The sequence below is a fragment of the Burkholderia sp. Ax-1720 genome (genome assembly GCF_011753035.1).
GTDB lineage: Bacteria > Pseudomonadota > Gammaproteobacteria > Burkholderiales > Burkholderiaceae > Burkholderia > Burkholderia gladioli.
In genome coordinates, this window is sequence record NZ_VWWK01000198.1 from 1 (window position 1) to 11,975 (window position 11,975).

General features: G+C 67.1%; 10 protein-coding genes and 1 other RNA gene. 2 read left to right on the forward strand and 9 right to left on the reverse strand.

Annotated elements, in window-relative coordinates; genetic code table 11:
* From F3J18_RS31925 to trxA, 9 genes are all read right to left on the reverse strand, one after another.
* A partial coding sequence (locus F3J18_RS31925) for a helix-hairpin-helix domain-containing protein (RefSeq protein ID WP_205195646.1) occupies positions 1–402 on the reverse strand: 402 nt, incomplete at its 3' end.
* Between the two features lie 407 nt (positions 403–809).
* Positions 810–2,165 (reverse strand): MATE family efflux transporter, encoded by a 1,356-nt coding sequence (locus tag F3J18_RS31930; RefSeq protein ID WP_025097642.1) that lies wholly within the window; start codon positions 2,163–2,165, stop codon positions 810–812.
* A 2-nt stretch (positions 2,166–2,167) separates the two neighbouring features.
* Entirely contained in the window at positions 2,168–3,931 is a 1,764-nt protein-coding gene (locus F3J18_RS31935) for a glycosyltransferase family 39 protein (protein WP_166916096.1), read from the reverse strand.
* 214 nt (positions 3,932–4,145) lie between these two features.
* Entirely contained in the window at positions 4,146–4,409 is a 264-nt protein-coding gene (locus tag F3J18_RS31940) for a type B 50S ribosomal protein L31 (RefSeq protein WP_025097644.1), read from the reverse strand.
* Positions 4,410–4,568: 159 nt separating this feature from the next.
* Positions 4,569–5,411, reverse strand: a complete 843-nt coding sequence (locus tag F3J18_RS31945; RefSeq protein ID WP_025097645.1) for a M90 family metallopeptidase — start codon at positions 5,409–5,411, stop codon at positions 4,569–4,571.
* Positions 5,412–5,448: 37 nt separating this feature from the next.
* Positions 5,449–7,005: an MFS transporter gene (locus tag F3J18_RS31950; RefSeq protein ID WP_166916098.1), complete on the reverse strand. Its 1,557-nt coding sequence runs from the start codon at positions 7,003–7,005 to the stop codon at positions 5,449–5,451.
* Positions 7,002–7,550 carry a MerR family transcriptional regulator gene (locus F3J18_RS31955; protein ID WP_036051296.1) on the reverse strand — a complete coding sequence of 183 codons (549 nt, stop codon included), beginning with the start codon at positions 7,548–7,550 and terminating at the stop codon, positions 7,002–7,004. The genes F3J18_RS31950 and F3J18_RS31955 overlap by 4 nt, the downstream gene beginning before the upstream one ends.
* A gap of 184 nt (positions 7,551–7,734) precedes the next feature.
* Positions 7,735–8,997 (reverse strand): transcription termination factor Rho, encoded by a 1,263-nt coding sequence (gene rho / locus F3J18_RS31960; RefSeq protein ID WP_006402347.1) that lies wholly within the window; start codon positions 8,995–8,997, stop codon positions 7,735–7,737.
* 197 nt (positions 8,998–9,194) lie between these two features.
* Complete coding sequence (trxA, locus tag F3J18_RS31965; protein WP_025097648.1) at positions 9,195–9,521, reverse strand: thioredoxin TrxA; 327 nt, start codon at positions 9,519–9,521, stop codon at positions 9,195–9,197.
* Positions 9,522–10,049: 528 nt separating this feature from the next.
* Between trxA and ffs the strand changes: the two genes are divergently transcribed.
* Positions 10,050–10,148, forward strand: an RNA gene (gene ffs, locus F3J18_RS31970) — signal recognition particle sRNA small type.
* Between the two features lie 196 nt (positions 10,149–10,344).
* Positions 10,345–11,975 (forward strand): DNA polymerase III subunit gamma/tau (gene dnaX, locus F3J18_RS31975; RefSeq protein WP_240156468.1); only part of this gene is annotated, 1,631 nt, incomplete at its 3' end.

Here is an 11,975-nt window from a genome sequence, read left to right on the forward strand (position 1 = left end):
CGGGGCCGGCGCGGTCGAGGTGGACGGCGTGGTCGCGCTCGGCGCCGGCGCCGGCGTGCCGGTGCTGGTGCCGGCCTGGGTCTTGGTGGCGCGCGTGGTGGGCTGGCTGGCCTTGGCGCCGGTCGGCGGCGCCGAGGAGCCGCCGATCGTCAGGCCGGCGGCCTCGAGATTGGCGACCGATTTCTGTCCGAGCCCCTTGACGCGGCTGGCCAGGTCATCGGCGCTCTTGAACGGGCCGTTCTTGGCGCGTTCGTCGATGATCGCCTTGGATTTCACCGGGCCGAGGCCCTTCACCGATTCGAGCGCGGCCTGGTCGGCGGTATTGACCTCGACGGCCGCCGCGAAGGTGGCGCCCAGCGAGAGCGACAGGGTGAGCAACAGCAGCAGCAGTTTTTTCAGCATGGCAAGGACTCCCCAGTAGAGCGGTGGAACCGCTGTTGTGACGGACAGGCGATGATGCGATGCGAACGGCCGATGTCGTGCGATCAAGCATAGGACAAATGCGTGCCCTTTTTGAGGCAGCGCGCGCAGTGTTGCGCATCGCGACGGGGGCTGTAAAGGGGAGAAGGGCCGGCGGCGGGCCGTTTTGACCAAGTTTGACGGAAGCCTCCAGTCGGGCGGTGGATTTCCGGGAGGTCGGGAGCCGCGGGACGCGGGCAGGATGGGCTTTGGCGCAGCCAATCGCGCCGATCGTTTCGCCAGGGAGTATTCGGGCCGCCGTTGCGGCTGGCCCCTTGGCGCACGTCAGGCCGAATCCGGCGGCTGGCGGCTGGCGGCTGGCGTGGCGCCTGGCGGCCCCGGCCGGTCGTTCAGCCCGCGTCGCGCAACTGGCGCCGGCTGACGTGGCGCAGGTAGAGCACCAGGGCCGCGCCGGCGATCAGCAGGCTCACGAAGTTGGCGCTCCAGAAGCCGCGCGCGCCGGTCAGCGCGGCCGGCACCCAGCCGCCGACGTCGAAGCCGAGCAGGTAGCCGCCGCCCACGCCGACGCCCCACAGCGCGACCGCGTAGATCACGGTCGGCACCACCGCCACCTTGTAGGCGCGCAGCACGAAGGCGGTGGTGACCTGGATCGCGTCCACGCAGTGGTAGAAGGCGACGATCGTGACCAGCGGCAGGGCGGCGGCCATCACGGCCGGGTTCGGCGTGTAGGCGCCGATGATGCGCTGGCGCAGCAGCAGCACCACGCAGGCATAGCCGATCGCGGTCATCGCCGCGAAGCTCACGCCGTGCCGCGCCAGCAGCCGCGCCTCGTCGGGGCGGCCGGCGCCGAGCGAGCGCGCCACCAGGGTCGAGGCGGCGATGCCGATCGACAGCGGCGTCATGTAGAGCACCGCGCCCAGGTTGCCGGCGATCTGGTGGCCGGCCAGCGTGGTGGTGCCGAAATGCGCGATGAACAGCGCCATGAAGGTGTAGGAGGTCACCTCGATCAGGTAGGACAGCCCCATCGGCAGGCCGAGCTTGAGCAGCGCCTTCTGGCGCTCCCAGGTCGGCGTGCAGAAGCGCGCGAAGATGCCCAGCGGCGCGAACACGTTGAGCCGCGCGACCAGGGTGAAGCCGATCAGCGCGAGCGCCCAGTTGATCAGGGTGCTGGCCAGCCCGCAGCCTGGGCCGCCCAGGGCCGGCACGCCGAGCCCGCCGAAGATGAACCAGATGTTGAGCGGGATCTTCAGCGCCAGCGCGCCGATCTGCAGGATCATCGCCAGCCGCGGCTTGCCGGCCGCGTTGGTCAGCGCGTTGTAGATGCGGAACATCAGGCTGGCCGGCAGCCCGAAGGACAGGATGCGCAGGTAGTCGACGGTGCGGTCGTGCAGCTCGGGCGGCGTGTGCGCGAGGCGCAGCAGCAGGTTCGGGAAGTGCAGCAGCAGGAAGCCCGGCACCGCCAGCATCGCCGCCAGCCACATCGCCTGGCGCACTTCCTCGCCGATCTCCTGGAAGCGGCGCGCGCCGTACAACTGGCCCGCGATCGGCTGCAGCGCCGAGAGGATCCCGGTCAGGCCGATGAAGACCGACACGTAGATCGACGAACCGAGCCCGAGCGCGGCCAGGTCGACGGCCGAGTAGCGGCCCACCATCGCGGTGTCGATCACGCCGAAGGCGATGATCGCCAGCTGGCCGATCAGCACCGGCCAGGCGAGGCCGGCGATGCGGCGGACGTCGGCGAACATGCTCAATCCCGCGCGATGCGGGCGCCGCGTCCCGGATGACGGCGGATCGGCGTCTTGGGCCGCTCGATCCGCTCGTAGAGGCGGAAGCGCTCGTCGCGGTCGGCCGCGCGGCGGCCTTCCCAGATCAGCCGCCAGACGTATTCCGACATCGAACTCGGCTCGCCGTAGTCGGCCGGGTCCTGGCGCAGGATCACGTCGCAGTCGTCGGTGAAGGAGAAGTGCATGTCGCCGAAGTAGGCGAAGGTGGCGATCTGCGCGTCGCCCAGGCGCACCGGCGAGATGCACTCGTAGTCGGCCGGCAGGTGCGCGGCGATCTGCACCGCCACGTCGCGATAGGTCCGGCTGTAGTTGACGAAGGGCAGCCACAGCGTCATCAGCAGCACCCACATCAGGGTGGTGCCGGCGCCCGACAGCACCACGCTGCGCCACAGCACCTTGGGCTGGCGCGAGATGCGCCAGCGCACCAGCGCGAACCAGCAGAGCGTGGCGATCAGCGCGCAGGCGAAGGCGAGGATGTTGAAGTGAGATTCGTAGCCGGGCACCAGGCGCGCCAGGTTGCGGGCCAGCGGATGCGGGAAGCCGGTGATCGAGGCCAGCCAGACCAGCCACACGAAGCTGCCGAGGATGGTGAAGCTGAGCACCGCGAACCAGTCGATCGCGTTGATCGCGCCGCGCTTCAAGGTGGGCAGGGCGAAGGTGGCGAGCACCGCCAGCGGCGGCAGCAGCAGCATGTAGACGCGGTTGGTTTCCTGGCTCTGCAGGATCACCAGCGCGACCAGCGGGGCGGCCACCGCGAGCGGCACGGCGATGTGCGGCCGGCGCCGCCAGCCCTTCCAGCTCACCCAGGCCCAGATCGCCAGCGGCCAGGCCGGCCAGGTAAACAGCGGCAGGTTCTTGGCGGCGTAGCGCAGCACCGCGGTCGGCGGGCCCGAGAAGCGCATCAGGCTGCCGTGCAGCCACTGGTTGAAGAACCAGTTGGCGTCGTCGGGATAGAGCGTGAGGGCTGCGAGCGGCCAGAGCGCGAACAGCAACACGGCGATCGGCACGCCGACCAGCAGCAGGTGGCGATGCCTGACCTCGGGCGTGGCCAGCATCAGCACGGCGGTGCCGACGATCAGCGCGGCGGCCAGCACCGGGTTGCCGGACAGCAGCAGCAGGCCGACCGCGATGCCCCACCAGGTGGCGCCGTGCAGCGGCTTGTCGGTCAGCCGTACCAGGCCGTAGACCAGCATCGCGACCCAGGCGAACTGGGCCAGTTGCGGGGTGGTTTCATGGCCGCGCTCGGCCAGCCCGAAGCAGGCCAGCAGCACCAGCAGCGCACCGTCGGCCAGCGTGCGGCCGTAGTCGCGCGGCTCGGGCTCGCCGCCGAAGGCGTACTTGAACGGCTGCACCTCGGGGCGGCGGCCGAGCAGGTAGGCGGTGTACCAGACGAAGGCGCAGGCCACGCAGAACAGGATGCCGGTGGCGATCCGCGAGGCGTTGCTGGCCGAGAACCAGGGGCCGAAGGCCTCGACGCCGAGCGCGCCGAGCCAATAGCCGAGCGGGCCGTCCGTGGTGATGAACTTGCCGACCAGGTTGGGCAGCAGCCAGTCGTGCAGCGAGCCGCCCGCCATCGTCCACATCACGCCGAAGCCGGCGGCATCCTCGTTCTTCCACGGGTCGCGGGCAAACAGGCCGAAGCCCGCGTAGACCAGGCAGAGCGTGAGCAGCAGCCAGCGCGGCAGGGCGCGCGTGGCGGAGGCGGTGAGACGAACGACAGGCTTCATGCAGTGATTGGCTTGTTATGAGTAGGCGCCGGGCGGCGCCGCTGGGCACTGCCGTGTTACGAGCATCCGGCATTGTAGACGTTGCGCACGGGCGTTGCCGCAAGCCCGGTGCCGCAAAACGCGCAGACGAAAAAAGGGCAGCCTGGGCTGCCCTTTTTTCGGTTCGGACCATGCAGGCCGGCGTTGCCGCCGGCCCGGGTCTCGCGAGGCTGGCTTACGAGGAAGCCTTGCCGTTCGCGCGCGAGCCGAACTTGTTCTTGAACTTCTCGACGCGGCCGGCCGTGTCCATGATCTTTTGCTGACCCGTGTAGAACGAGTGCGATTCCGACGAGACTTCGATCTTGGCCAGCGGGTAGGTCTTGCCGTCGAGTTCGATGCTTTCGCGCGTCTGGATGGTCGAGCGCGTCACGAACTTGAAGCCGTTCGACATGTCTTGGAAGACGACTTCGCGGTAATCCGGGTGAATGCCAGGTTTCATGATGTGTCCTGTAATGGAGCGGTAGCCAACCCGCCGCGTCGTCCTGAACCGCAAACGATGCCTGGCGAGCCACTTGCCTAGGGTCGAAAAACGGCGATTATGCCAGAAAATCAGGCGGTTGGCGATTTTCGCGCACGGCGCCCGGATTTGTCGCGCGCTTCAGACGGCCGGCAGCTCCGCCAGCGCGCCGGTGCCGGCCGGATCCTGGCGGTAATAGTGCGCGAGCAGCCGGTACAGTTCGGGGAATTCCGCCTCGAAGGCGGTCGGCCTCACGAACAGCGCCTCGCTGCAGACCGCGAAGAATTCGGAAGGGTGGTCGGCCGCATAGGGATCGATCAGCGAATTGCGCTCGAAGCGCGCCCAGGCGCGATCCGGCACCGCGTCGACGCGGTCGCAGAAACGGTCGTAGGCGTGGTCGAAGACGTTTTCCCAGCGCGTCGCGTCGAGGTGCGGCGCATGCAGGCGGCGAAACAGGGGCGGATGGCCATCGGCCTCGCCGCTGATCATGTCGATCTTGTGCGCGAATTCGTGGATCACCACGTTGTAGGCGTCGCTGCCGTCCGACATCTGCACGTCCTCCCAGGAGAGGATCACCGGGCCGCCCTGCCAGGCCTCGCCGCTGGCGTCCTGCTCGACCTCGTGGACCACACCGTCGTGGTCCTCGACGGTCTTGCGGATCACGAACTCGCCCGGATAGACCACCACGCCCACCCAGCCGCGGTAGAGGTCGAGCCCGAGGTTGAGCACGGGCAGGCAGGCCTGTACGGCGATGCCGACCGTCATGGCCTCGGTCAGCTCCAGTTCATGCGCGGTCGAGAAGGATTTCTCGGCGAGAAAGCAGCTCGTCATCTCGCGCAGGCGGGCGAGGTCGGCGGCCGACAGCGTGGCGAGGAACGGCAGCCGGGCGAGCGTGTCGTCCCAGAGCGGGTCGGGAATCGGGAAACTGCGCAGCGCGCGATCGCGGCGGCGCGCGTCGAGCCACCGGGAGAGTCGGGAGAGCATCGGAGCGAGGGGCGTGACGAAACAGGCGCACGGTACCTCAATCGATCGCTTTTTGCCAGGCGGCGATCAGGCCGCCGCAGACGGCCACGCCCGCCACGAACAGGAAGCCGTCGAGCGAGGCGAGGAAGGCGGCCTGGCGCAGGAAGGTCTGGTTCAGCGAGGCGAGCGCGAGCGCCTGCGCCTCGCCCGCCGCGTGGCCGGCGGCCGCGAAACCGCGCGCCAGCGTGTCGAGCGTCTGCGCGAAGATCGGGTTGAGCGGGCTGGCCTGCTCGAACAGGCGTTCGCGGTGCAGCGCGTCGCGATGCTGCTCGACGATGATCACCGAGGCGGTCGCGAAGGACAGCGTCAACTGCTTGAAGATGTTCTTGAGGCGATAGCTGTGCGTGTAGTCGTCGAGCGCGAAATCGCGGAAGGTCAGGTTCGCCACCGGCAGCACGATGAACAACAGCAACAGCCCGCGCATCAGCAGCGGGGCGATCAATTGCGCCTCGCTGACCTGGGGCGTCATGCGCGACATCACGAAGGCGGTGCAGGCGGCCAGCGCGAAGCCCGGCACGATGATCCATTTCTTGCGCGTGACGTGTTTCGAGTAGCGCAGGTAGACGAACAGCGCGCTGGCGGCGATCAGCGAGGTGGTGCCGGTCAGGCGCCCGGCGTTCTCGACCGGGTAGCCGAGGCCGGCCTCGAGGAAGCGCGAGCTCAGGTAGCTGAACGAGGTGGTGATGTAGTAGTAGAAGACATAGAGCAGCAGGCCGACCTGGAAGCTGCGCTGGCGGAACGCCGACATGCGCACCAGCGGCGAGGGATGGTTCCACTGCTGGCGCGCGAACCAGGCCAGCGAGGCGAAGCCGGCGAAGCTGAGCAGGATCAGCGAGGGCGAGGACAGGAACAACTGGTAGCGCACCTGCTGCATCACGATCTGAAGGGCGCCTTGCGCGAAGGCGAACATCACGTAAGGCCAGATGTGGCTGTTGGTGCGTTCCTCGGGCGGCGCGTGGCCGCTGTCGGGCAGCGCGCCATAGGCCAGCGCCGAGAACAACAGCGCGGGCGGCACGGTGCAGGCGAACACCGCGCGCCAGGTGAAATGCGCCACCAGCTCGCCGCCGACGATGGGGGCGAGCGAGGTGCCGAGCAGCAGCATGATCAGGAAGGCGCGCGTGGCGCGCGGCCGCTGCGGCGGCGCGTAGGTGATCTGGATCAGGATCCGGCAGGCGCCCATCATCGGGCCGATGAAGTAACCCTGCAGGCCGCGCGCGAAGGCCAGTTGCAGCGAGGTGTCGGCCGCGGTGGCGGCGAGCGCGCCGAGCGCGTAGAGCAGCATGCAGCCGCTGACGTAGCGGCGATGCCCGACGCGATCGATCCACCATTGCTGCTGGAGGATGCCGAGCACGGCCGCCATCGCATAGGTGCTCGAGGACCAGACCAGTTCGTCGGGCGAGGCGTTGATGCCGCCGGCGATATGGCTGGCGAAGAACGAGAAGATCGCGTTGTCGAAGTAGTCGAGGCCGGTGACCAGCGCGATCACCCAGGGAAACAGCTCGCCGCGCAGCGTCTCGATACGCCAGAACGAAGGGCGGGGTGCCGCCGTGTTCATGGGCGTGGCTTGCCGGAGCGGCTCCGGGCGCGGCGCTCGGGTTGCGCCGCTTGGGTCGGTTTGGCCTGTTTTGCCGCGGCCTGGCGTTTGGCGATCAGCTCATCGGGATTGTCGCCGGCGATGCGCCGCTCGATGTAGTCGAGGTCGTGCCGCAATTCGGCGCGCACCGTCTCGACTTCGCGCAGTTCGCGGCGCGCGGCGGCGATCCGCTCGTCGAGCCGGGCGACCTGCGCGGTCAATTCCGTGTGGATGTCGCGCAGCGAGTTCTCCGAGTAGCGACGGCGCCCGCCGCTTTCGGCGGCCGGCTCCAGCGGCCGTTTCAGCATCTCGGTGATGCCGTGCAGCGAGAAGCCGATCGCGCGCAGGCGCAGGATGCGCGAGAAACGATCGAGGTCGGCCTCGTCGTAGAGACGGTAGCGACCCTCGCTGCGGCTCGGCGTGACGAGCCCGCGTTCCTCGTAGTACTTCAACGTGCGCGGGGTGACGCCGAGGCGCTCGGCGGCATCGCGCACGGTCAGCAGGCTGGGATCGGAGGGGCGGGGCATCGGCAGCGGGGATTCGAATGGAACGTGGCCGATTCTAGATCAACGTGTACGTTCACGTACAGGTTGAAATGCGCAATAGTCCGCTGCGCCGGCTGAAGCAGGTGCGAGAAGGCGGGATGCAAAAAAGCCGCCTCAAAGGGCGGCTTTTGCTGGCGCCGGCGCGATGGCCGGCGGTGGCGGGGCTTCAGCCGCCGCGGCGCATCAGGTCGAAGAACTCCGAATTGCTCTTGGTCTGGCGAATCTTGTCGAGCAGGAATTCCATCGCCTCGACTTCGTCCATGTCGTGGATGAACTTGCGCAGCACCCAGATCTTCTGGAGGATGTCCGGCTTGATCAGCATTTCTTCGCGACGCGTGCCCGACTTGTTCAGGTTGATCGACGGGTAGACGCGCTTTTCCGCGAGACGGCGCTCGAGGTGCACTTCCATGTTGCCGGTGCCCTTGAACTCTTCGTAGATCACGTCGTCCATGCGGCTGCCGGTTTCGATCAGGGCCGTGCCGATGATGGTCAGCGAACCGCCTTCCTCGATGTTGCGCGCCGCGCCGAAGAAGCGCTTCGGACGCTGCAGCGCGTTGGCGTCGACACCGCCCGTGAGCACCTTGCCCGAAGCCGGGATCACGGTGTTGTAGGCACGGGCCAGGCGCGTGATCGAGTCCAGCAGGATCACCACGTCGTGCTTCATTTCCACCAGGCGCTTGGCCTTCTCGATCACCATTTCGGCGACCTGCACGTGGCGCGTGGCCGGTTCGTCGAAGGTCGAGGCGATCACTTCGCCCGCCACCGAACGCTGCATTTCGGTCACTTCTTCAGGGCGCTCGTCGATCAGCAGCACGAACAGGATCACGTCCGGGTGGTTCTGCTTGATGGCGTGCGCGATGTGCTGGAGCATGACCGTCTTGCCCGACTTCGGCGAGGCCACCAGCAGGCCGCGCTGGCCCTTGCCGATCGGCGCGATCATGTCGATGATGCGGCCCGTGACGTTTTCCTCGCCGCGCATTTCGCGTTCGAGCGAAAGCGGCTTGTTCGGGTGCAGCGGCGTGAGGTTCTCGAACATGATCTTGTGTTTCGAGGCCTCGGGCGGCTGCCCGTTCACCTTGTCGACCTTCACCAGCGCGAAGTAGCGCTCGCCGTCCTTCGGCGTGCGCACTTCACCTTCGATGGTATCGCCGGTGTGCAGGTTGAAGCGGCGGATCTGCGACGGGCTGATATAGATATCGTCCGTGCTCGCGAGATAGGACATTTCCGGCGAGCGCAGGAAGCCGAAGCCGTCCGGCAGGACTTCGAGCGTGCCGTCGCCGAAAATCGTCTCGCCCGTCTTGGCGCGCTTTTTTAGAATGGCGAACATCAACTCCTGCTTGCGCAGGCGGTTCGCGTTTTCGATCTCCAGACCATTGGCCATTTCGATCAATTCGGAGACGTGCAGAGACTTGAGCTCGGATAAATGCATACGGAGAACCCGCCAGGGAGGAGATGCTACGAAAGATATAGGGAGGAGGGCGAGCGGAATCGCTCAGAGACTTTTGCGTCGGATGGCGACGTCGAATTAAATTCTAGCACACGCCGATTCGGGCTTGCTTTGCCGTTCGGCGCTTGCGCAAAAAGCCTGTTGCCGGTTGGCAACAGGCTTTTTGCGGCAATACGGATTTACAGGTGGCTGTCGAGGAAGGCCGTCAGCTGCGACTTGGACAGCGCGCCGACCTTCTGAGCGGCGACCACGCCGTTCTTGAACAGGATCAGGGTCGGGATGCCGCGCACGCCGTACCTGGCCGGGGTGGCGGTATTGTCGTCGACGTTGATCTTCGCGATCTGCAGCTTGTCGCCGTAGTCCTTCGAGACTTCGTCGAGAATCGGCGCGATCATCTTGCAGGGGCCGCACCATTCCGCCCAGAAATCGAGCAGGACGGGCTTGTCGGATCTGACGACGTCCTGTTCGAACGATGCGTCGTTGATGTGTTTGATCAGTTCGCTCATTTGGTCAATACCTCATTCGTTTCGGGGACTGCCTGCGCTCGCCGGTCTTTGCACCGGCTGCCGGTCCAGGCAGCTCCGCCCCGTGGAACACGGCGGCGTGAAGCGCTTGCAAACCGTGGCTCGCGGGTCACTCGGGCGTCATATTAGCCTAAATTGCTATCCACCGTTGGCGGCGATAGTATCCGCTTCGCGAGTAGGGCTGTCGGCCCTTGCCGGCGACAACAGGAAGATGGGGTAGGCGCTTCGGAATACAAGGGGTGGCGCTCGCCGCGGTAATGCCATGTAATCGCGGCGCGCGTCGATGGCAATGCGGCGCATCGCAAAGCGAGTTTCCTATTCTTTATTCTTCCGATTGTCCGAGCGGGTGGGAATGCCTGAATCCGGCTCATGAATCGCGCCTTCCTTTCCTGCGTGTTCGTGTGGATCGATTGCGTTGCAGGGCATCGAATCGCGCGGCCGGCACGGCGTCTCGCGATGCGTACGATAAATCGGTCGCGTTCGGCGTGAAGCGGTGATAGAATTCGCCGTGACGGGCCTCCTCGCATGGTGGGCCGGTGAACCTGGTCAGGTCGGGAACGAAGCAGCCACAGCCGTTTTCCGCCAGTGCCGAGGGTCAGGCTCGTCACCTTCCCCTTTCTTCCTGTTCGATCAGCTGCCGCCGCGGCGTGTTCGCCTACTCCAGATCCCGATTGTCCTGCCTGCCCGCCACGTTCTACATGGCTGCATCGTGCATGCCGTTCATCTCGGCGCGAGTTCGCGCGGCGAGGATTTCGATGGCCGCTTGCCTGTCGGCGACGCCATACGTTACTGATACAATTTCCCGATGACCTATCAAGTTCTCGCACGCAAGTGGCGTCCGAAGGATTTCGCTTCGCTCGTCGGCCAGGAGCACGTCGTCAGGGCGCTCACGCACGCGCTCGACGGCGGGCGTTTGCATCACGCCTATCTGTTTACCGGTACGCGCGGCGTCGGCAAGACCACGCTGTCCCGGATCTTCGCCAAGGCGCTCAATTGCGAGACCGGCATCACCTCGCAACCCTGCGGCGTCTGCCGTGCCTGCCGTGAAATCGACGAGGGGCGTTTCGTCGACTACGTCGAGATGGACGCGGCGAGCAATCGCGGCGTCGACGAAATGGCTGCGCTGCTGGAGCGCGCCGTGTACGCGCCCGTCGATGCGCGCTTCAAGGTCTACATGATCGACGAAGTGCACATGCTGACGAACCATGCGTTCAACGCGATGCTCAAGACGCTGGAAGAGCCGCCGCCGCACGTCAAGTTCATCCTCGCCACCACCGATCCGCAGAAGATTCCCGTCACCGTGCTGTCGCGCTGTCTTCAGTTCAACCTGAAGCAGATGCCGGCCGGGCATATCGTCATGCACCTCGAGCGCATCCTCGGCGAGGAGCAGGTTGCCTTCGAGCCGCAGGCGTTGCGGCTGCTCGCGCGCGCGGCGCAGGGCAGCATGCGCGATGCGCTGTCGCTGACCGACCAGGCGATCGCCTACTCGGCCAACGAGGTGACCGAGGCGGCCGTGTCGGGCATGCTCGGCGCGCTCGACCAGACCTACATGGTGCGTCTGCTCGATGCGATCGCGGCGGCCGATGGTCCTGAAATCCTGACGATCGCCGACGAGATGGCGCTGCGCAGCCTGTCGTTCTCGACCGCCCTGCAGGATCTGGCGGGCCTGTTGCACCGGATCGCCTGGGCGCAGTTCGCGCCCGCCTCGGTGCTCGACGAGTGGCCCGAGGCGGGCGACCTGCGCCGTTTCGCGGACTTGCTGAGTCCCGAGCAGGTGCAGCTCTATTACCAGATCGCGACGGTCGGGCGCGGCGAGATGGGGCTCGCGCCCGATGAATACGCCGGCTTCACCATGACCCTGCTGCGCATGCTCGCCTTCGAACCGGCGGGGCCGGGCGGCGGCGGGGCGGTGCCGGGTGTGTCGCCGGCCGCGGCGGGCAACCGGCGCGCTACGGCACCTGCCGGTGCAGCAGCGGCGCCACGCGTAGCCTCCTCGGCGAGTGCCACGCCCGCGGTGCCCGCGATCGAGCCGAAGCCGCTGGCCAAGCCGGCGGCTTCTTCGGTCTCGCCGGCCGCCACGGTGCCGTCGAAGCCGCTGGTCCCAGAGGTGCCAGTGCCGGTCGCGTCGGTCGAAGCCGCCGCGTCGAGCGAGTCGGTGCCGAGCGTCGCGCCGGTAACCGAGCCGCTCGTCGAGCCTGCGCCGGAATCGACCGATGTTCCTGCTTCCCCCGTAGTCGCCCAGACCGACGCGGCCCCGGCTGCCGCCGAGGTTCCGGCCGTGCCCGAGCCTGCGGTGATCGCGCCTGTCGAGGCGAAATCCGAGCCCGCAGCGCCGGTCGAATCCGTCGAACCTGTCGCGGCACCGATCGCAAGCCAGCCGACTGTGCCGGCCGCAGCGGTCGAGCGCCCGGCGCCGGCACGCCCCGGCGGCGGCGC

Excerpts from the sequence above, each read along its gene's own strand:
- F3J18_RS31930 (WP_025097642.1), bottom strand. The coding sequence starts at position 2,165 with ATGTTCGCCGACGTCCGCCGCATCGCCGGCCTCGCCTGGCCGGTGCTG.
- F3J18_RS31935 (WP_166916096.1), bottom strand. The coding sequence starts at position 3,931 with ATGAAGCCTGTCGTTCGTCTCACCGCCTCCGCCACGCGCGCCCTGCCG.
- F3J18_RS31940 (WP_025097644.1), bottom strand. The coding sequence starts at position 4,409 with ATGAAACCTGGCATTCACCCGGATTACCGCGAAGTCGTCTTCCAAGAC.
- F3J18_RS31945 (WP_025097645.1), bottom strand. The coding sequence starts at position 5,411 with ATGCTCTCCCGACTCTCCCGGTGGCTCGACGCGCGCCGCCGCGATCGC.
- F3J18_RS31950 (WP_166916098.1), bottom strand. The coding sequence starts at position 7,005 with ATGAACACGGCGGCACCCCGCCCTTCGTTCTGGCGTATCGAGACGCTG.
- F3J18_RS31955 (WP_036051296.1), bottom strand. The coding sequence starts at position 7,550 with ATGCCCCGCCCCTCCGATCCCAGCCTGCTGACCGTGCGCGATGCCGCC.
- rho (WP_006402347.1), bottom strand. The coding sequence starts at position 8,997 with ATGCATTTATCCGAGCTCAAGTCTCTGCACGTCTCCGAATTGATCGAA.
- trxA (WP_025097648.1), bottom strand. The coding sequence starts at position 9,521 with ATGAGCGAACTGATCAAACACATCAACGACGCATCGTTCGAACAGGAC.